The organism is Pseudogemmobacter lacusdianii, from assembly GCF_030848395.1.
Classification (GTDB): Bacteria; Pseudomonadota; Alphaproteobacteria; order Rhodobacterales; family Rhodobacteraceae; genus Pseudogemmobacter; species Pseudogemmobacter lacusdianii.
Window position 1 is genome coordinate 114,139 of record NZ_JAVDBT010000011.1, and the last position, 18,073, is coordinate 132,211.

General features: G+C 63.6%; 19 protein-coding genes, 3 pseudogenes and 1 other annotated feature. Of the genes and pseudogenes, 17 read left to right on the forward strand and 5 right to left on the reverse strand.

Annotation, left to right across the window (positions count from 1 at the left end):
- The first annotated feature begins 1 nt into the window (after nt 1).
- From Q9295_RS12515 to Q9295_RS12540, 6 genes are all read left to right on the forward strand, one after another.
- Nucleotides 2-415 carry a lysozyme inhibitor LprI family protein gene (locus Q9295_RS12515; protein WP_306680902.1) on the forward strand — a complete coding sequence of 138 codons (414 nt, stop codon included), beginning with the start codon at nt 2-4 and terminating at the stop codon, nt 413-415.
- The gene (locus Q9295_RS12520; protein WP_306680903.1) at nt 415-717 is read left to right on the forward strand and encodes a hypothetical protein; all 303 of its coding nucleotides are present in this window, start codon (nt 415-417) and stop codon (nt 715-717) included. Before Q9295_RS12515 ends, Q9295_RS12520 begins: the two co-directional genes overlap by 1 nt.
- A 25-nt stretch (nt 718-742) precedes the next feature.
- Complete coding sequence (locus tag Q9295_RS12525; protein WP_306680904.1) at nt 743-1,879, forward strand: leucine-rich repeat domain-containing protein; 1,137 nt, start codon at nt 743-745, stop codon at nt 1,877-1,879.
- 40 nt (nt 1,880-1,919) lie between these two features.
- A complete protein-coding gene (locus tag Q9295_RS12530; protein ID WP_306680905.1) occupies nt 1,920-2,777 on the forward strand; it encodes a hypothetical protein in 858 nt (285 codons plus the stop codon).
- A 63-nt stretch (nt 2,778-2,840) separates the two neighbouring features.
- Nucleotides 2,841-2,898 (forward strand) — a sequence feature (sul1 is cis-regulatory element that is thought to sense ions involved in sulfur or methionine metabolism; They are found in Alphaproteobacteria).
- 58 nt (nt 2,899-2,956) lie between these two features.
- Nucleotides 2,957-4,405, forward strand: coding sequence for a SulP family inorganic anion transporter (locus tag Q9295_RS12535; protein WP_306680906.1), 1,449 nt, complete (start codon nt 2,957-2,959; stop codon nt 4,403-4,405).
- A gap of 10 nt (nt 4,406-4,415) precedes the next feature.
- Nucleotides 4,416-5,408 (forward strand): Ldh family oxidoreductase, encoded by a 993-nt coding sequence (locus Q9295_RS12540; protein ID WP_306680907.1) that lies wholly within the window; start codon nt 4,416-4,418, stop codon nt 5,406-5,408.
- A 216-nt stretch (nt 5,409-5,624) separates the two neighbouring features.
- Here the strand turns inward: Q9295_RS12540 and Q9295_RS12545 are convergent.
- A pseudogene (locus Q9295_RS12545) lies at nt 5,625-6,661 on the reverse strand (aldo/keto reductase).
- A gap of 177 nt (nt 6,662-6,838) precedes the next feature.
- Between Q9295_RS12545 and Q9295_RS12550 the strand changes: the two are divergent.
- Both Q9295_RS12550 and Q9295_RS12555 read left to right on the forward strand, forming a co-directional pair.
- Nucleotides 6,839-7,739: pseudogene (locus tag Q9295_RS12550) on the forward strand (AraC family transcriptional regulator).
- Nucleotides 7,740-8,565: 826 nt separating this feature from the next.
- A complete protein-coding gene (locus Q9295_RS12555; protein ID WP_306680908.1) occupies nt 8,566-8,889 on the forward strand; it encodes a DUF736 domain-containing protein in 324 nt (107 codons plus the stop codon).
- Nucleotides 8,890-8,939: 50 nt separating this feature from the next.
- On the opposite strand, the gene Q9295_RS12560 is transcribed toward Q9295_RS12555, so the two are convergent.
- The 3 genes from Q9295_RS12560 to Q9295_RS12570 form a co-directional block, all read right to left on the reverse strand.
- The gene (locus Q9295_RS12560) at nt 8,940-10,265 is read right to left on the reverse strand and encodes a type II toxin-antitoxin system HipA family toxin (protein WP_306680909.1); all 1,326 of its coding nucleotides are present in this window, start codon (nt 10,263-10,265) and stop codon (nt 8,940-8,942) included.
- A complete protein-coding gene (locus Q9295_RS12565; RefSeq protein WP_306680910.1) occupies nt 10,252-10,584 on the reverse strand; it encodes a helix-turn-helix transcriptional regulator in 333 nt (110 codons plus the stop codon). Before Q9295_RS12565 ends, Q9295_RS12560 begins: the two co-directional genes overlap by 14 nt.
- A 217-nt stretch (nt 10,585-10,801) precedes the next feature.
- Nucleotides 10,802-11,446, reverse strand: coding sequence for a DUF6088 family protein (locus Q9295_RS12570; RefSeq protein WP_306680911.1), 645 nt, complete (start codon nt 11,444-11,446; stop codon nt 10,802-10,804).
- A 533-nt stretch (nt 11,447-11,979) separates the two neighbouring features.
- Between Q9295_RS12570 and Q9295_RS12575 the strand changes: the two genes are divergently transcribed.
- The 7 genes and pseudogenes from Q9295_RS12575 (at nt 11,980) to Q9295_RS12605 (ending at nt 16,129) form a co-directional block, all read left to right on the forward strand.
- The gene (locus Q9295_RS12575) at nt 11,980-12,144 is read left to right on the forward strand and encodes a hypothetical protein (RefSeq protein ID WP_169742256.1); all 165 of its coding nucleotides are present in this window, start codon (nt 11,980-11,982) and stop codon (nt 12,142-12,144) included.
- A 219-nt stretch (nt 12,145-12,363) separates the two neighbouring features.
- On the forward strand, nt 12,364-12,849 hold the full coding sequence (locus Q9295_RS12580; RefSeq protein WP_306680912.1) for a DUF6878 family protein: 486 nt from the start codon (nt 12,364-12,366) through the stop codon (nt 12,847-12,849).
- 11 nt (nt 12,850-12,860) lie between these two features.
- A pseudogene (locus tag Q9295_RS12585) lies at nt 12,861-13,220 on the forward strand (DUF6915 family protein); the annotation flags it as partial.
- A gap of 283 nt (nt 13,221-13,503) precedes the next feature.
- Nucleotides 13,504-13,941, forward strand: a complete 438-nt coding sequence (locus Q9295_RS12590; RefSeq protein WP_306680913.1) for a hypothetical protein — start codon at nt 13,504-13,506, stop codon at nt 13,939-13,941.
- A complete protein-coding gene (locus tag Q9295_RS12595; RefSeq protein ID WP_306680914.1) occupies nt 13,938-14,795 on the forward strand; it encodes a DUF7007 domain-containing protein in 858 nt (285 codons plus the stop codon). Before Q9295_RS12590 ends, Q9295_RS12595 begins: the two co-directional genes overlap by 4 nt.
- A 129-nt stretch (nt 14,796-14,924) precedes the next feature.
- On the forward strand, nt 14,925-15,488 hold the full coding sequence (locus Q9295_RS12600) for a hypothetical protein (RefSeq protein ID WP_306680915.1): 564 nt from the start codon (nt 14,925-14,927) through the stop codon (nt 15,486-15,488).
- Nucleotides 15,488-16,129, forward strand: a complete 642-nt coding sequence (locus Q9295_RS12605; RefSeq protein ID WP_306680916.1) for a DUF8835 domain-containing pootine — start codon at nt 15,488-15,490, stop codon at nt 16,127-16,129. Before Q9295_RS12600 ends, Q9295_RS12605 begins: the two co-directional genes overlap by 1 nt.
- Before the next feature lie 33 nt (nt 16,130-16,162).
- Here the strand turns inward: Q9295_RS12605 and Q9295_RS12610 are convergent, their stop codons facing one another.
- Entirely contained in the window at nt 16,163-16,453 is a 291-nt protein-coding gene (locus Q9295_RS12610) for a hypothetical protein (RefSeq protein ID WP_306680917.1), read from the reverse strand.
- 165 nt (nt 16,454-16,618) lie between these two features.
- On the opposite strand from Q9295_RS12610, the gene Q9295_RS12615 reads away from it, so the two are divergent.
- On the forward strand, nt 16,619-17,029 hold the full coding sequence (locus Q9295_RS12615; RefSeq protein WP_306680918.1) for an antirestriction protein: 411 nt from the start codon (nt 16,619-16,621) through the stop codon (nt 17,027-17,029).
- 180 nt (nt 17,030-17,209) lie between these two features.
- Nucleotides 17,210-18,061 (forward strand): baeRF11 domain-containing protein, encoded by an 852-nt coding sequence (locus tag Q9295_RS12620; RefSeq protein ID WP_306680919.1) that lies wholly within the window; start codon nt 17,210-17,212, stop codon nt 18,059-18,061.
- The last annotated feature ends 12 nt before the right edge of the window (nt 18,062-18,073 follow it).

The window sequence follows — 18,073 nt, forward strand, 5'->3', positions numbered from 1 at the left end:
GATGAAGATTCCATCTGCTCTGGCTGCCCTTGGGCTTGCCGTTTTCGCTCTCCCGGCCTTTGCGCAGGGGGCGTCTTGTGATGACGAAACCGATACTGCGGCAACAGTCGCCTGCCTCGACACATACTGGCAGCGTGAAACCGCCCGCACGGATCTGCTGATGGAGCGTCTGTCGGCGCTGATCGCCCCGCAAGACGAGAGTTACGTCGAAGATGCCCCGAATGGCGCTGCGCGCCTTGCCGCCTCGGCAATCGCCTGGGAGGCGTCACGCGATGCCGATTGCGCGCTGGCGGGATATGCCATGGCCGGCGGATCCTGGGAGGCGGTGATCACCGCTGCATGCCTTGGCACGCAACAGGCATCCCGCAATGGCTGGCTTGAGGGGCGTATCGCACAGTTCGAGATGGCCGAGTGATGGGCCGTGTTTCTGCTCTGCTGGCTGCGCTTTTGCTCGGGGCCTGTGTTCAGCCGTCGCCCCCGAATGATTGTGCGCAGCGTCTGGCTGTCGCCCGCGATCTGGCGGCCCTGCACCAATATGGCGGCGACATGGAGGCCCATATCCGCAGCCTCGGCACCAAAGGGGCCAGCGCCGCCGAACTGGCCGATTACCGGGACATGGCCGTCCGGCTGCGCCCGGTCCCGCGCCTCGCCGGTGACGGTGGGCGTGAGATGGGCATCGAGGCCGGTCTGGCCGAATTGAACCTGACCTGTCCCTGAAGCGATGAAACCCATGGAGAAGACAATGACATTCCCGATCCGGCGCCTGATGGGCGCAGCCCTCTCGCTTGCGCTGCTGGCGGTGCCGATGACGGGTTTTGCCGATCAGGCGGTGATCGACCGGCTGAACCAGTTGGAGATCAAATGGAAAAACGGCCCGGTCGATGCGGCCGGCTTTGCCGATCTGCAATCCATCTCGATCCCGCATACGATGCGCGAAAGCCTGACCGATGCCGACCTTGTGCTGCTGGCCAAGCTGCCCCGGCTGGGCCATCTGGCGCTGGATGGCGTCAAGGGCCTGACCCCCGAGGGCCTGCGCGCTTTGGAGGCTGTACCGAACCTGTGGTTCGTCTCCTGGAAGATCGCCGATCTGACCGACGCCCATGTGCAGGCGCTTGGTGGTATCCAGACCCTGAAGATGCTGGAACTGAGCGGAAACAAGGCCCTGACCGATGCCATCATGCCGACGGTAGCGGCGCTGCCGGTGCTGGAGGGGCTGCAACTTGACGGCACCTCTGTCACCGATGCCGGTGTGGCCAAATTGGCGGGCCATCCGACGCTGCAACGCCTGTCGCTGATCTCGCTGGGCGTGACGGATGCGATCTTTGCGCCGCTGTCCTCTGCGCCGAAGCTAAAATCCCTGATCCTGAACCGCAGTGCCGTCACCGGCAAGGGGGCGGCGCAACTCGCGGCGCTGCCTGGGTTCGACGAGATCGGGCTGCATCACGCTGCGCTGACCGATGAAGGGGTGCTGGAACTGGCGCAGATCCCCACTCTGCGCAACGCCTTCCTGTGGGAAAACCGTATCTCGGATGCCGGGCTGGCGGCGCTTGCGGCGCTGCCGGGGCTGCGCACGCTCTATCTTAACGGCACGGATGTAACCGATGCGGGCATGGCGGATCTGGGGCGCTCGACTTCGATCGAGACGCTGTGGCTGTCGAAAACGGCGGTTGGTGACGAGGGCGTTGCGGCGCTTTCAAACCTGCCGCTCAGCTCGATCATGCTCGAAGAGACCAGGTTGGGCGATGACGGGCTGGCCAGCCTTGCGGCTATCCCGACCCTGCGCAACATCACCAGCCGCAAGTCCAATGTGACCGAGGCCGGTGTCGAACGCGCCATGGCGGTCGAGGGACGCAACGATAAGCTCTCGATCCGGAATTGAGGATGCGGGTCCGGCCAGGCTCGGGAAAGGAGGCCCCCCGATGACAGCGAATGAGGACGCCCCCTGGCTGGCAGATCTGGCCTGTGCGTTGTCGCGGGCCAGATGGATCATCGTGGCACCTGCTGTGGTCGGTGTGGCCCTGTTCCTCGCCCTCGGCGGTTGGCAGGGCGAACCCGGACTGGCCGCCTTTCTGGCGCTGGCCCTTGGGCTGAACGGCGCGGCGATGGCGGCATGGATGCTGCGCCTTGGCCTCGACAGCGCCTTCCTGCCGGCGCTGGCACGGGCGCGCGGGCTGGAGCATCAACCCGTCGCCTCGACCTGGCGCCTGCTGCCCGAAGGGGTCCTTCCCGAAGGCAATACCCGGATGATGCGCAATCTGGTCACGGGGCGCATCGCGGATCGCAGCTGGCAGGCGGGCTTTCTGGAGATCGGCCGCAAGCAGCGCAACAAGGGCAATACGATCAGCATCTTTCGCGGCCAGCTGGTGCAGGTCGAGGCGGCCCCTGGCGCGCCGGATGTTATTCTACTGCCCGCCAACCGCAGACCTGCGGCGATGTCGGGCGGCATTGGCACCCTGAACTGGCCGCAGCGAGCCGAGTTCACTTGGCAGAGCCGGCGCTGGCAGGTGTTTTCGCCGCAGGATGTTGGACCGGAGGATCTGCAACACTTGCAGGTGATGATGGCCGCCCTGCCGCCCTTGCCGCGCGCTGTCGTGCTCCGCGCTGTTGTCCGGGCGAATGGCTGGCAGCACTTGGTTTTTGCCAACCGGAATGATCTGTTCAGGATGGGCAGCCTGCCAACGCTTTGGCAGCCGGCAGAGCAGGTGGCGGAGCGGGTGTTTGGCAACCTCACCTGGGCGGAACTGGTTGCACGGGCAATGGTGACGCAAAGCGACTGAGCCCTAGGTCCCGGCTCATGCTTGTTCGCCGCAGCGACAGCGCGTATCAACGCTGCCGAAACACATGGACCCGGGTGCGATCCCCGGGTGGCTCTTCCGGCCGCCGATCCGCCGGACAACCTGAAAAGCCCCTACAGCTTTGACAGTCCGGCAGGCGACGGCTGGTTAGGACATTCCACATGCTTTCTCTCGCTGACTACCGGAGCCAATGGTTTGGCAATATCCGCCCCGATCTCCTGTCCGGCCTTGTGGTGGCGCTGGCGCTGATCCCCGAGGCCATTGCCTTTTCCATCATTGCGGGCGTCGATCCCAAGGTCGGGCTTTACGCCAGTTTTTCCATCGCGCTCATCACCGCGATTGCCGGTGGGCGGCCCGGGATGATCTCGGCCGCGACCGCCTCCAAGGCGGTGCTGATGGTGACCCTGGTCAAGGAGAACGGTCTGCAATATCTGCTGGCCGCGACAATTCTGGCGGGGCTGTTGCAGATCGGCATGGGGTTGCTGAAACTGGGCTTCGTCATGCGCTATGTGTCGAAATCGGTGATGACCGGCTTCGTCAACGCCCTCGCGATCCTGATCTTTCTAGCGCAACTGCCGAAACTGGACCCGGGTCGCGTGCCGATGCTGACCTATCCGTTGGGCGCGCTTGGGCTGGCGATCATCTATCTGTTTCTGCGCCTGACCACCTCCATTCCGTCGCCTCTGATCACGATCATCGTGCTGACGGCGCTGGTGCTGGCGCTGGATCTTGATGTGCGCAATGTCGGCGATATGGGCGCGCTGCCCGATACATTGCCGGTCTTCCTGTTGCCCAATGTGCCGCTGACCTATCAGACGCTGGCGATCATCTTTCCCTATGCGCTGGCGGTTGCTGTCGTGGGCCTGCTGGAAAGCCTGATGACCGCCAATCTGATCGACGAGGTCACCAATACGAAATCCGACCGCAATCAGGAATGCATCGGTCAGGGGCTGGCGAATTTCGGCACCGGCTTCATCGGCGGCATGGCTGGCTGCGCGATGATCGGGCAGAGCATTATCAACGTGAAATCCGGCGGGCGCGGACGGCTCTCGTGCGGCTTTGCCGGGGTGATGCTGCTGATCTTCTGCGTTTCGCTTGGCGATTGGGTCAGCCTGATCCCGATGCCGGCGCTGGTGGCGATCATGGTCATGGTGTCTATCGGCACGTTTTCCTGGGCGTCGCTCGGCAATCTGCGCACCCATCTCCGGTCAAGATCGGTGGTGATGCTGACCACGGTGGCGGCGGTGATCTGGACGCACAACCTCGCCATTGGCATGGGGGTGGGCGTGCTACTCTCGGGCCTGTTCTTCGCGGCGAAGATCGCGCAGCTGTTCCGGGTGACCTCCAGCGAAGACGCGGGCACCCGCACCTACCGCGTCGAGGGCCAGCTGTTCTACGGCTCGGTCGAGGATTTCAGCGCGGCGTTCGACTATCGCAACCCGCCTGCGCGGGTGGTGGTCGACGTTTCGGATGCGCATATCTGGGACATCTCCTCGGTGCAGGCGCTGAACGCTGCCTCGGCCACGATTGTTGACCGGCTAGGCACAATGGACAGGGAAAGGGCGGGCGATATGCTGCGCACCGCAGTGAAGGAGAACCAGCATGTCTGATGAGATACGGATGACCGAGGCAGAGATCCTCGCGCTGGCGCAGGGTTTTCTGGTATCTCACGGGGTGTCGCAGCTGCAGGCGGCAGCCATGGCCGGGTTTCTGACGCGCGCGCAGCGTGACGGATGCCTGTCCCACGGTTTGCAACGACTGCCCGGAACGCGCGACACCATGGCCCATCCGGCCTTCAACCGGGAGGCGGTTCCGGCGGTAACGCAGGTGACCCCGGCGGTTTTGCGCGTCGATGCGCGTTTCGGCTTCTCGGCCCTTGCGGCGCAGACCGGCCTTCCCGCTCTGATCTCCAGTGCGCGCAATCTGGGCATTGCATTCATGGCGGTCAACAACGGCTTTCACGCGACAGCTCTCTGGCCGCTGGTCGAGGAGATCGCGGCAGAGGGTCTGGCTGCGATGTCGATGAACCCGACCCATGACTGGGTGGCCCCTGCGGGCGGCACGCGGCCGGTTCTGGGCACCAATCCACTGGCCTTCGCCTGGCCGCGGCCCGGCGGCAAGGCCCCCTATGTGTTCGATTTTGCCACAACGGCCGCCGCGCGCGCGGATATCGCGATGCACCGGCAAGCGGGCAGATCCATCCCCGAAGGCTGGGGGCTGGATGCCGGGGGTCAGCCCACCACGGATCCGGCAGAGGTTCTGGCCGGGGCGATGCTGCCCTTCGGCGGGCACAAGGGCTCGGCGCTGGCCACGATGATCGAATTACTGGCAGGCCCGCTCATTGGAGACCGGACCAGCCGGGCCTCGGCGGCCTTCGATCAGGGGCACAACGCCGCCCCCTGCCATGGCGAGTTGATCATCGCCTTCAATCCGGTTCTGCTGGCGGGGGAGATGGAGCAGACACAGGCAGAGCAGATGCTTGACGCGATTTCGGATCAGGGCGCCCGGCTGCCAGGCAGCCGCCGGCATGCCATGCGGCAGCGGAACCTGCGCGATGGAATCCCGGTCAGCAGGGCATTGCTGGATCGCATCCGTGGCATGATGCCGGGCTGACATTTCCGGCCTGGCTGAGCATGGAGATGATCGGCCAGGCGCCCACCGGCCTTGACGCAGTAAACCGGAGCATCAAACAGACGAGCGCCCCGCAACATCAGGCAAAGGCGGAAGCGGGATGGAGAGCGAAACTATCTTGCTTGCCGCCGGCTTCTTTCTGGTCGGGACAGGCTGAAAAACGCCCCGCCGTAACTGTGGCGGGACGTTGAGAGCATATCAGCCCTTTTCCGAGGCAAACGATGCCCGGTATTGCGACTGGCGCTCCAGCATCCAGCCTGGATATTCGGCGGAAGTTTCGTCACGCTGTCGAGCGCGGCCAGATCCTCGGCGGACAGCGCCACCTCGGTCGAGCGGATGTTGTCTTGCAACTGCTCGATCCGTTTGGCGCCGACGATCACGCTGGTCACCGCCGGCTGGTGCAAGAGCCAGGCGAGGGCCACCTGCGCCACCGTGCAGTCCTTGCCCGAGGCTATCCCGCGCATCACCGCAATGGCGGCATCGCCGCGCGCCAGATCCACGGGCGGGAAGTTGAAGCTCGCACGCCGGCCGTCATTGGCGGTAGTGCCGCCGCTATATTTGCCCGACAGGAAGCCCCCGGCCAGCGGGCTCCAGACCATCAGGCCAAGACCTTCGGCGCGCAGCATCGGCGCAATCTCGCGCTCCAGATCGCGACCGACCAGCGTGTAATAGGCCTGCAAGGACAGGATCGGTGCCAGCTTTCGCGCATCAGTGATGCCGATGGCCTTGACGATCTGCCAGGCTGCCCAATTCGACAGGCCAATGTAGCGCACATGGCCTTGCCGGACGAGCGTGTCGAGCGCCTCCAGCGTCTCGACAATCGGTGTCACCGGATCGAAGCCGTGGATCTGGTAGAGGTCGATATAATCAATCTGCAGCCGCGACAGGCTGGCCTTGGCCTGCGCCATGATATGGGCGCGCGAGGCACCACGGGCATTCGGCCCGTCGCCCATCGGTCCCAGAACCTTGGTCGCGATCACCACATCGTCGCGCGGGATGCCGAGGTTGCGGATCGCCTGGCCGAGGATCCGCTCGCTCTCGCCGCCAGCATAGACATTGGCGGTGTCGATGAAATTGAGGCCAGCGTCAAAGGCCGCTCTGACCAGTGTGTCGGCCTCATCCTGTTGCAACTGGCCGATCTGGCCTCACATGCCGTCCGATCCGCCGAAGGTCATGGTGCCGAGGCAGAGTTCAGAGACCAGAAGGCCGCTCGGGCCGAGAGTGTGATAACGCATGGGCTGTTCCTTTCGCAGTGTAGGGCAGGGCCGGGGGCAACGCCGCCGGTTCAATGTGAAGATAGCGCTGTCCCATGCGGACCGGCGACGCGGATCTTCCCATATCCTTGCACGATCCTCTCATTCATGCGGGATGCCGGGGTGCACCCTGATAGGTCAGTGACTAGAGTGCGGGGCATGGAAACCAATTACCTCTCGCCGCTCAAGGACCTGATTGACCGCCAATGGCGGGCACATGCCCGGGAAACCCAGGTCGATGGCCTGCTGCTGACCTCGGTCGCGGCACCGACCGGCCCGATCCACGCTGTCTAACGCCCCTCGCTTTGTGTTGTCGTGCAAGGCGCCAAGACCGAGCATGCTCGGGGACCGCGCCTATCGGTATGATGAGGGGAAATGCCTGATCGCGTCGATGGAGGTGCCGATCCGGGCTGAGATCACCCGCGCGACGCCGGAGCGCCCCTATCTGCCCTTCAGTCTCGCGCTGGATCTCGCCACGATCTCTGACCTTTTGCTGGAGTTGGGTGGAACAGAGGAGACGCCTGCGGGCGCGGCGCTGGCGGTTCATGCGCTCAAGGCGGAGCTTGTCGATGCGCTCTGCCGCCTGCTGACCCTCTGCGCCCGACCGCGTGATATCACGATCCTTGCACCGATGATCCGACGCAAGATCACCTGGCTCTTGCTGAACGGACCCATGGGGCCCGCGCTGCGGCAGATCGGCCTCGCGGGCAGTCATATGGCGCGGATCTTTCGGGCCATCGCCTGCATCCGCGAGGGCTTCGCGGATCAGTTGAACGTGCGTGAGTTGGCGGCTGTCGCGGGAGTGAGCCCCGCGACATTCCACCGCCACGTCAAGACCGTGACGGCAATGACGCCGGTGCAATACCAGAAGCAGTTGCGTCTTCAGGAGGCGCGTCGCCTGCTGCTCGCCGAAAGCGCCGATGTCGCGCGGATCGGCTATGCCATCGGGTATGAAAGCCCGTCGCAGTTCAGCCGCGAGTATCGCCGCCTGTTCGGATCGCCGCCGGGTCGGGATGGTCAGGAGATCCGACGAAGCCTTACTGCACAGGTCGAGGCGTGAGAGCTGTAAGGGGGGGCAACACAACGGCAGTGCAGCCGGCTCAGCCCCGGCGAGTGCTTAATCGCCATCTTTCTGGTTATCACTCTTCGTCAAAGCCGATTATGTCCATAAATCTGCAGCACCCGATCGAGAAATGAGGGGGCTTCTCTTGACCTGTCATGCGGTTGGCTCGGGCCCCTTGCACCAAGATGGCCTCTGGCCAGCACGGCCTGTCGACCTCGGCCAGAGGTTGGCACTTTTACACCCGGTAGTTATGGGCGTGCAGGGATCTGTTATTCCCTCTTTCCGGCCTCTTTGGTCGTCGGGTTCGCAGATCGGTGGCACCCTCTGATTGCGCTTCCGGCCCCGTCCCTCTTCCCGGTCGTGCGCTACGGCGGCATGTGCCGATCCGGCGGCCCGGCAGTATACGGGTCCGGTGCTTTGCCTAGCCCGTGGCGGCAGGTCGGCGGGGAAGGGTGCGCACTGGCCTGTTTGCAGCCTGGGTGATGATCGCCGGTGGTCGCCTGTCGGGTCTTCCTGCCGGTTCCTTCAGGATCGCCGCTGTCTCCTGTCTCTCTGGAGGTGACGGGACCGCTCGCATGCGTCCTCTGTGATGGGCTGATCTGGCCGAAGATCAGCGCGCGGGAGCGCGCTTCGACGTCTCGGCGCAACAGCGTCGTGGGACTTTCTTCCCCTGGGCTTCGCCCATTCCTCGCGGAAGACAAGAAAGCCCTGCCTGTGCTGTCAGGGTCCCAAGCGGGACTGCGCCGGCCGTCGTCTCCTGCCTGTCGATCGCCATCGAGGACGCAATGGAGCGGGCCCGAACACGAGAGAATGGAGACAGACAATGGCGACCATCGGCACCTTCAAGAAGATCGGCAACGAATACACCGGAGAAATCGTCACCCTGAGCGTGCAGGCCAAGGGCGTGCGCATCGTCCCCGACCTGCGGGCCACGGGCGAGAACGCACCTTCGCACCGGATCCTGGTGGGCCGCGCGGAGATCGGCGCGGCCTGGTCGAAGCGCTCGACCGAGGGCCGGGACTATCTGGGCCTGAAGCTGGACGATCCGAGCTTCTCGCACCCGATCTACGCCAACCTCTTCGACGACGAGGACGGTGAGGGCCATAGCCTGATCTGGTCGCGTCCCAACAGCCGCCGGGGGGAATAATCCCTCCAACCAGGGCTCCGGTCAAAAGGCCGGGGCCTTCGTGGATCCTCTCAGACTGCCGCGTTTGCGATCAGAGCGTTTCGCGCGGCCTCATATGCATCCACCAGCGCCGGCTGCCCCTTCAACCCCTCAAGCGCGAAGCTGTTGAGGAACTGGCGCCCGGCGAACAGCCTGCGGTCAACCGGGGTAAGCGCGGCCTCATCGCAGGTCGCTTGCCAGCCCGCTGCAATCGCTTCGATCTGGCGCTCGATGAGGGCCACGGCGTCGCTTTCCTTCAGGTGGAAGTCCGGAGCTGCGGCAAGGCAGGTGGCAAGCGTGCTGGCACGCGCGTCACCCTTGATCAGCATCGCTTGCGAGGCTTCGCTGCCCGTTCGCCCCTGTGGGCAGATGTCATAGGCCGGGGTCAGTGTCAGCTGTCGGCCATCCCAGAAGGCTGCATGGTTGCGGGCGTGATCATCGGTATTGCCGCAAAGGACATTGAACGCGATCCGACCGTAAAGCTCGTGCAGTGTTGCCTTGGGTTCCGAGAAGCGATGGCGGATCAATTCGGCCAGATCCTCATATGAGGCATAGCGGGCCATCATTTCGTCCAGCCCCAGCATGGTCAGGGCCGAAACCATCGCATGCCGGATCCAGCCAAGGTCCGTATGCGTTCGGTCAAAGCGTTCGACCAGCAGCACGTCCTTGTGCGCGGCCTGGGTCATCTCGACCGTCGCGACGTTCAGCCCGGCGGCGCGGGCCAGCCGCATGGCGATGAACTCGGCCTTGACCACGCTATAGGTGTCGTTGCCAGCGGAAAACTTCGCGATGAACTTGCGGCCACCATCATTGATCATGGCCTTGGGGCGCGCGCCGCCAATGGATGTGCCGTGGTTGAGGGCCTGATCCAGCGCGGGCGGCAGTGGCACACCCTGCTCAATCAGGTTTGCTGCTTCCTGCAATTCGGCCAGCGAGGCCTCTGTCGCCAGGCGCGGGACATATTCCGTGGCCGAGGCCTGGAAATCGAGCGCACCAATACGGTCGGATCCCGATTGCAGCAAAAAGGTAAGCTCGCTCAGCTCGGGGACATCGGGCGCATCGGGTTTCTTGCCGGTCAGCCGGTTGATGATGACGCGGCGGCCCCAGGCATCGGGCGATCCATCCCGGATGCAGCTCGCCATGCCCAGGCCGGGTGCGGGTTCGATTGTTCCCTCGCGCAGGGGCAGTTCCGGCTCGTAAATCGGGATCGCACGGGGATTGCGCCGATAGCTGGCGCCATAGGTATAGGTCAGCCGGGTGCCATCCGGATCAAGTCGCCCGGCCACGACAGGCTCTGCTGCGCCCGGCAACCAGACCCAGACAAAGGCGCCTTTGGGCGTGGTGTCAGAAGTCATCATCAACCTCGCGTGCTTTTTGTCTTACGCTTTTGGGCAGCAAGGCGAGCTTTTCTCCCAGATGCGCGTTGTGCAACTGCAGGCTGCCCGCGTCCTGCCCAAAGAGCGGCACCCCGGCGAGAGCGGCCACCTCGAACACGATGCCCACCTCAGGCCCGGCCGCGCCCTTCTCGATATTGGACAGCGTGGTGCGACTGATACCTGCGCGGTCGGCCAGGTCCTGTGCGGTGAGACCACGCTCGAGCCGGCCGATGCGGATCATCCTACCCAGCATGATCAGCGCGTCGCGGGTTACACGGGAATAGCTTCGTTCGCGCTTCATGACCTATGCCGTGCTCATTATGTTGAACGTAGGATCAACTCGCGTCCATAATTATGTGCATGATGTATGGGCGCGCGCGTGCTGTCAACCGAAGGCCATAAAAATGGACGAAAGGAATCAATATGTTCAGAATTCTGGACTAAATATCATGAATCAGGCCGCATCGCAGGCAAGTGGAAGGGGCGCGTCCAGCTCAGCGGCCGACAGGCGGGCAACCTTATCCAAGCGCGGCTCCCGCGCCGGACCCTGAAGGTTTTGGGTCGGCAATCGAGAGCAGGGTTGCCCGCATCCACGCGGGCGCCTGCGTTGCGCTCCTGGCGAGAAGCTTTTTGTCACTGACCGAGAGGTGACTGCTGGCCGCGTGCATCACGTCAGAGGCCCGTGCAGCACCTACATGGCGCAGGGCCTGCACCACGGTTCCGGCCGGGCTGCCGGGGGCAATCAGATGCTTGGGCGAGGTATGGCGAAGATCGATCACCCGCTTCCCCAGCACAACACGGCGCGAAGGCCCATCCGTCAGCCAACGGCTCTGCGCCGCGACCTGCGTCGAGAGGCCGAGGGCGTTGGCAGCCTGTGGGCCGTCAATCTGCAGGTTTGATCCTGTTTCGCGAGCAAGAGCTTTCGCCACATCGTCGGGCGAAGGACTAAGGACCCCGAACTTCGGATGGGTTTTGGGGAAGTCATAAAGGCCGCGGGCGAGACGCCGGAGGTCTCCGGCCTTCGCCAGTCGCGACAGGGCCTGATCCACCGCGCCACGGACTGCCAAGTCCAGAAAGTCGCTGGGCGTGAAGACGCTGCCGCGTCCGCTTGCGCGGACACGCTTCATGATCCGATCGGGAACAGAGGCAGATACAGTCTTCATGTGTCAGAAAATAGGCTATGTTTTTCTTCCAATCAAGTGTGCGACGTAACGCAACCTGACTCTTGTTCAGACTGAGATTTTCGCGGTTGCGGACAGGGATGGCGAGCGGTGTGCTCGGCGGGGTGCGAAGGGGGCGAGCTCGGCGCTTGCGCCCTGTGCCAAGGGACTATCAGGCATTCGCTGGAAGCCACCCTATTCATCGTCGGCGCGCTGCAGATCTTTGATCTGGCCTGAAACACGTCGACACCCTTGATCAGCGAAGCGCCAAGGCCAGCGGCAGCGGAGGCATCCCGTCACGGGACACGGCCCCTGTCAGAGCCAAAGCCCCATCCCCGCTTCCATTCGCAAACCTTGGTCCGATCCGTCTCTTTGAAATCAACCCGCAAGGGGTCGGCTTGACGCTTCGCGTGCCGCCCTCGGGGATTCGGGCAAAAGGCCCGAACGCCCGAGGGTGATTGCAGATCCGGTCAGACACTTCGGGCGCCTGTCGAGCGGGGGATGGTCCCTCGTCTCCAAAGACAGGAGCCAGTCCCATGTCCAAGAAGGATGCCACCGCTTTTGCCGCCAGCCTGGCCGCCACGCTGATGGTCTCGATCGTCGTGTTTCAGGCCGGCGATGGCAGCCATGCCGCCATGCCCGCCGATGAATATGATGGCGATGAGACGCTCATCGCCCTCGAGATCGACCCCTGGCAGTGAGGCGCGTAAGCGCCTCACCCCCTTTGGGCGGCTTTCGCTGTGCGCCGCGCCGTCCACCCGGGGGGCGCGATCACCCGCCTGTGGCGCGCGCCGCGCAACGGTGCCGGGATGAACCCCGGCAGGGGAGAGGTCGAGGAGGGATCCGGGAAGGGTGAGCCTTCCGGTCCCTGAGAGAGCGCCGGTCGGCTTCGCCTGTCCTTTGCTCTCAGGAGACATCCCATGACCCACGATATCGCAGCATCCCCGGAAGCCAGCCTGGCGGCCACCATGGCGCAGTTTGATGCCGCGCAACTGGCGCATCATACGCTCAGCACGACCGCAATGGCGCAGAACAAAGAGGCCCTGTTTGCAGCCATGCGCGCCGCCGGGATCACCGAGATCATCGTCAGCTTCGACGGTGCTGGCGACAGCGGGCAGATCGAGAATATCGACGCCCGCCGCGGTGACGCCGTTGTGCCAATGCCGGACACGGCAATCACGCTCGCGCAGGTCAGCAGGGGCATCAGCGAGATTTCGACCAGCAGCATGTTGCTCTCTGAGGCTGTCGAGACCCTGGCCTATGACTTCCTCTCCGACAGCCATGGCGGCTGGGAAAACTGCGACGGTGCCTTCGGCGAGTTCCATTTCGACGCCGAGGCCGGGACGATCCTGCTCGACTACAACGAGCGGTTCACCTCGTCCGAGCAATTCAACCACAGCTTTTGAGGACGGGGAACATGGCACATCCCTATCATCATGCCCTGTCCTCGGTGAAGAAATGGGGCGGCGTGGTCGAGGATTACATCGACCTGCACTCCTGGTTCGATGCCTCGAAGCTGATCCTTGCTGACTTCCGGCATCGTGCGCTGCGCCATCATGCCGAGGGCATCTTCCTCATGGAAACCGTGTTCGGCAAGACGCTGACCCTGTCCTCCGGCCGGGTGATCCCGACCCGTTGGGTGGGCGAGCAACATGTCCGCGAGGATCTCGGCCACATTCCGAGCTTCGCCGACTGGGCGCGCGCGATCCGCCCTGAACCCTGGATGGGCCGCCCCCAGAAGATCGAGACCGAAGTGGAGCCGTTGCAGACTGCTCCGACCCGGACACCTGATCCATTTTATCCCCTTCTCGGCCTTTCCCCCGATGTCTCAGGGTTTACGGTCCTGCGCGCCGCGGCTCGGGCCTTCCATCCCACTATCCGCAGGGATCCCGGCCTCAGGCTCGCCCGGCGGCGGTTCTACCGCCAGATGCTGGCCGCCCATGCGACTGCAGCGCCGCAAGGCTCTCCCACGTCCCCAGGCACCTGACCCTTTCCTTCAGTCCAATCCCGACCAGACCCGGCCTCGCGCCGGGCTTTCCATTTCTGACAAGGAGCCTGTCATGGCCGACTATTTCACCCATTTCTCCTGCCTGCTTGATGCGGGCTCGCCTGAGAATGCCGCCAAGGCGATGGCGCTGTTCCACCGCCTGCGCGCTGAAGAGGCGGACGCCGATGAGCCTGCATTCAACGGCTTCGATCTCGTCCAGCAGGACGGGCAGAGCGGCTCGCAACTCTGGATCCATGATGATGATCAGGGCGATGTTGAGGGCGTCATTAACTTCGTGCTTCGTCTTGCCGAAGAGCTGAATCTCACCGGCCTCTGGGGGTTCGACTATGCCAATACCTGCTCCCGACCCAGGGTTGAGGCTTTCGGTGGCGGGGCGCATGTCATCGATCTCGGGGCCCGCAAGAGCATTGGCTGGATCAGCACACATGAATGGCTGAATGCTGTGCTGAATGGCGAGGACATCGACGTCGTGGAGGCGGTCGCAGGATGAACACCACGGTTCCGATCATACCCGCCTCTCCCTCCCGGTTTCTGCCCGTCGTCGAGTTTGGTCGCAGCGCTGATGACCTGCTGGTCGCGCGCGTCGGCGACACCGCCTTTGCCATGGTGCCGACCCGGGCGGGACGGCATTTCCTTGCGACGGGCTGGCGGCTTTCTCGCCCGTTCGACACTTGGCGGCGCGATGACTTTTACGGTCACTCCGGCGACGTGGCCGACGAGGCCGCGTTCCGGGCGCTGGTCGCCGAGACTGCCGAACACCAGCGTGAGCGCGCGGCACTCGGGCGGCGTGAGGTTGGTTCGCGGGTCCATACGCCATGGGACGCGTCGCAGGGCGCGACAATCTATGGAGAAGGCGTCCTTTGCCATTCCACCGCCGGGCATGGCGGATTCCAGCTTGCGCCAGAGCAAAATGCCTGTGTGCATCCGCTGCTGCGTTCCTCCTCCGGGTTCTACGAGGAGGACGCTGAATGGGCGGCGGTCGCGCAGGCGCTGCCGGAACTGTTCACAGCCTATGAACGCCGGCTGTCCGATGAGACACTGCGCAATCACTGGCCGGAAGCCTGGGAGGCCATTCATGGCTGCGCCCTTCAGTCCGGCGAATCCCGGGAGCGGGATCGCCAGATCTTCGAGCGTCAGCACGCTGCAGACTGGATTGTGATCTCGGCGGTCAGTTCGGATCGCTTTCCCGGTTTCGTGGAAACGACGGCTACGCCGGGAGCGAAGCGTGGCCCGAGCGTCGAGCGCCGGCGCTTCCTCGTTCCGTCAGTCGAGTATGAACCCGGTTTGTTCGGGTTCGTGGTCGATCCCGCACGGCATCAAGATCTGACCGATGGAACTGGTTGACCAGCCATACCAACTTTCTCGGCCGCGCGCGTCTGCTGCGCGGTCGAGAGGGAGAGGTGGGGGGCGGGGCAAAGCGACGGGTCATGAGGTGGGAGAGAGGCTTCCGCTGCCTGTCGTGGAGACACCGCGATGTCCTATTCTGGCTCAACTGCAGGGTTTCGATCCGCCGGGCGGGTGCTGATCAGCCAGGCCCTTGCGCAGCTTCAATTGGCGCAGCGCTATCCTCTGACCGTAAGCTGTTCCGGCGAGGCGCGCTATCTCGATCCCGAGCTCGAGCAGTGGGCCTTCGAGCGCAGCGTCGATCTCGGCACCTGTGACAGCCTTGTGGATGCGATGATGCTGGTGTCAACGCGCCTTGGAAGCGGCGAAATTGCCTGTGGCGATGATCCGGCGCTCGGCTTCACGCCGCAGATGATCGCGGTGCTTGATGCGGAACATGGGTTGGTGCTCGCTGGCGAAGTCTCAAACCGGCACGTGACCTGGTGCCAGCCCGTCGCCAGCGATACTGAAGCGCGGGCGGTGGTCACCCTGGCCTGCCGCCAGCGGGCTGAAGCGCAGCATCTCACCGATTTGGGCAGACATGCCGAAGCCAGTGGTTTGCGCAGGCAGGCTGCCGCGACCGAAGGGCGCCTGGTCGATCCGTTCTGGCGCGATGCTGCACAGCTCGCGCTTCTGCAGCGGAGGGCCGCGTGATGTCTTCGATCATCGAGATCACGGTCTATCGCTATGACGAGCTGCCGGAGGCCGCCAAAGACAATGCCCGGGGCTGGTATCGTGAAGGTGCCTTTGATCACGACTGGTATGATGCCGTCTATGAGGACTTCCAGCGAATTACGGAGATCCTCGGAATTCGTCTCCGGACCCGGACATCCCGGCTGATGGGCGGCGGGATCAGCGAAAGCCCCTGCATCTGGTTCACCGGGTTCTGGTCGCAAGGGGATGGGGCGGCGTGGGAGGGAAGCTATTCCTTCAGCAAGGGCGTTTGCTCTGCCATTCGCTCCTACGCGCCAATGGACCGGGAACTGCATCGGATTGCAGATGCGCTCGTGGCGGTCCAGCGCCGCAACTTCTACCAGTTGCAGGCGGAAGTCCGGCATCGCGGCAGGTATTATCATGCATTCACCATGGACATCGCTGTCACGCGCGAAAGCCCGGTCGGTCAGGACTTGACCGACGATGCCGAGAGCACTGTTACGGACCTGCTGCGCGACCTTGCCCGCTTGCTCTACCGGCAGCTCGAGCAGGAGTACGACTATCTGTCTTCCGATGCTGCGGTCGATGAAGCGGTGCTCACCAATGGCTACACGTTCACGGAAAGCGGGCGACGGGCCTGATCAACCGGCTGCCAGCCGGGCCGCGATTCAGGCTCAGCGATTGCTGTCGATCCACCGGGACAGCAGCTGCCGGTCGCGGAAGCATTCGTCCGGGAGGGCACGCCGCCGAAGTCGCGCAAGCCGTTCAGCAAAGGCAACCTGCTTGGATGTAGGTTGGCCATCGTTCAGAGGTTTCAGGCGCGCTTGAGCTTCGATCCATGTGCTGAGACTGCGGCGATCCTGTTGGACCTCCCAGGGCAGCAGGGTCTTGTTCCGGAGGGCGAGCGAGCGGGCATAGGCGATCTGGCGCGGTGTCACCGCCAAGGCATGAGGGACAGGTTCCATCGTGGATCTCCCGTGCTGGGTTGAGCTCCAATATAGAACATATAGGGAACAAAATCAATCGGCGCCGGGGAGAGGCAGAGCGGGGGAGGGAGTTCTGTGAGCCGAGCGGCAGGAAAGAGAGCGCCGCCGGGCTCGAGGTTTTCCCTTTCCGAGGAGTTCGATCCCATGAGCACGATGACCACTGTTGCCCGGGCGGCCGAAGAGCGCCGCCCTACCTTTTTACCCGAGCTGTTCGGGCCAACCCGAATGCTTGTCGCCGAGAACATGGTCTATGCCATGATGGACAGCCTGAGCCCGCTGGACTACGCCGGAGGCCATTGGGACTTCTATGAGCGGGCCGGACGGCCGCTCTTTATGGCCCCGACCTCGAAAGCGCGCTACCGCATGGCCTGTAGCGGCAACGGCTGGCAGGGCGAGGTATCGGCCGAGGCGGCGGGGATTATCGCAACCCTGTTCGCCTTCTCGCACCTCTCATTCCACCATGCCTCTGATCAACTGGTCGAGGGCTACGCGCGGCTCTATGAATTTGCGGGCGATCATCCCGAGGCTGCGGAGATATTCCAGGCCATCGACTGAACCTCTTCCCAGTTCTGTCGGCATGAATTCTTTGAACCATCCGACGCAAGTGTCGGAGGGTATTTATATTTCGCTGGCACCTATCGCGCTCTCACTCAAGGCTTCTGCTGCCCCTCCGGTGTCGTCTGCTCTGCCATGGCTCTGCTCACTTGCACCAAGATGACATCTGGCTAGCTAGCCGTGTTCGCGACGGCGGACTCGATCCGCGCCTATCGGCTGGCCAATGATTTGACCTCGATGGTGCAGGTTTCCGACCGTTTCCATTTGAAGCCGCTTTTGCGCGCCGTCACCTTCCCACATTCCGCTTTCATTCTCGCACTTTCGGAAAACGCCGTCCGCTTTGTCGAGATGCATGCCGATCTTGCGCCGGAGGTGGTGAAGGTGCCCGATATGCCCAAGGATGCTGCGTCCTCGGCAGGCAAGTCGACCTTGAACGACCGCACCTTCAGCGGTCGCATTCATGGATCCGAAGGACAGAACGTCCGCCTTCAGCAATATGTCCGCAAGGTTGACGCCGCACTTCGCCAAGTATTGTCTGGTCGCGAGTCCCCGCTGGTTCTTGCCGCCACCGGCAGGCTGGCGTCGCTCTTCGCCCAGACCTGCTCCTATCCGCATCTTTTGAAGGATACGATCGCCGACAGCCCTGACCAGTTCAGTGAGGCGCAGCTTGCCAATAAGGCCCGACCCATCCTCGATAAGGCTTATGCATCCGAAATTTCCGACATCCATGCGCTTTTCGACAAACGTGCCGGGGACAACCGCGCGACGACCGACATGGCGGACGCCGCGCGGGCGGCAACCTTTGGTGGCATCGACACGCTGCTCATCGATATCGACACCACCGTTCCCGGCTTTGTCGATGATGAAAGCGGGGCGGTCACCTACGTCGAGAAAGATGACGCAAAGGCCTATGGTGTTGTCGATGAGATCGCGGCACGTGCGCTGGCGAGCGGCGCCCGTGTCATGGGCGTGCGGCGCGAGGATATGCCAGGAAAGGGTGAGCTCGCCGCGGTTCTACGCTATCCAGTCTAGTAACCACGGGAG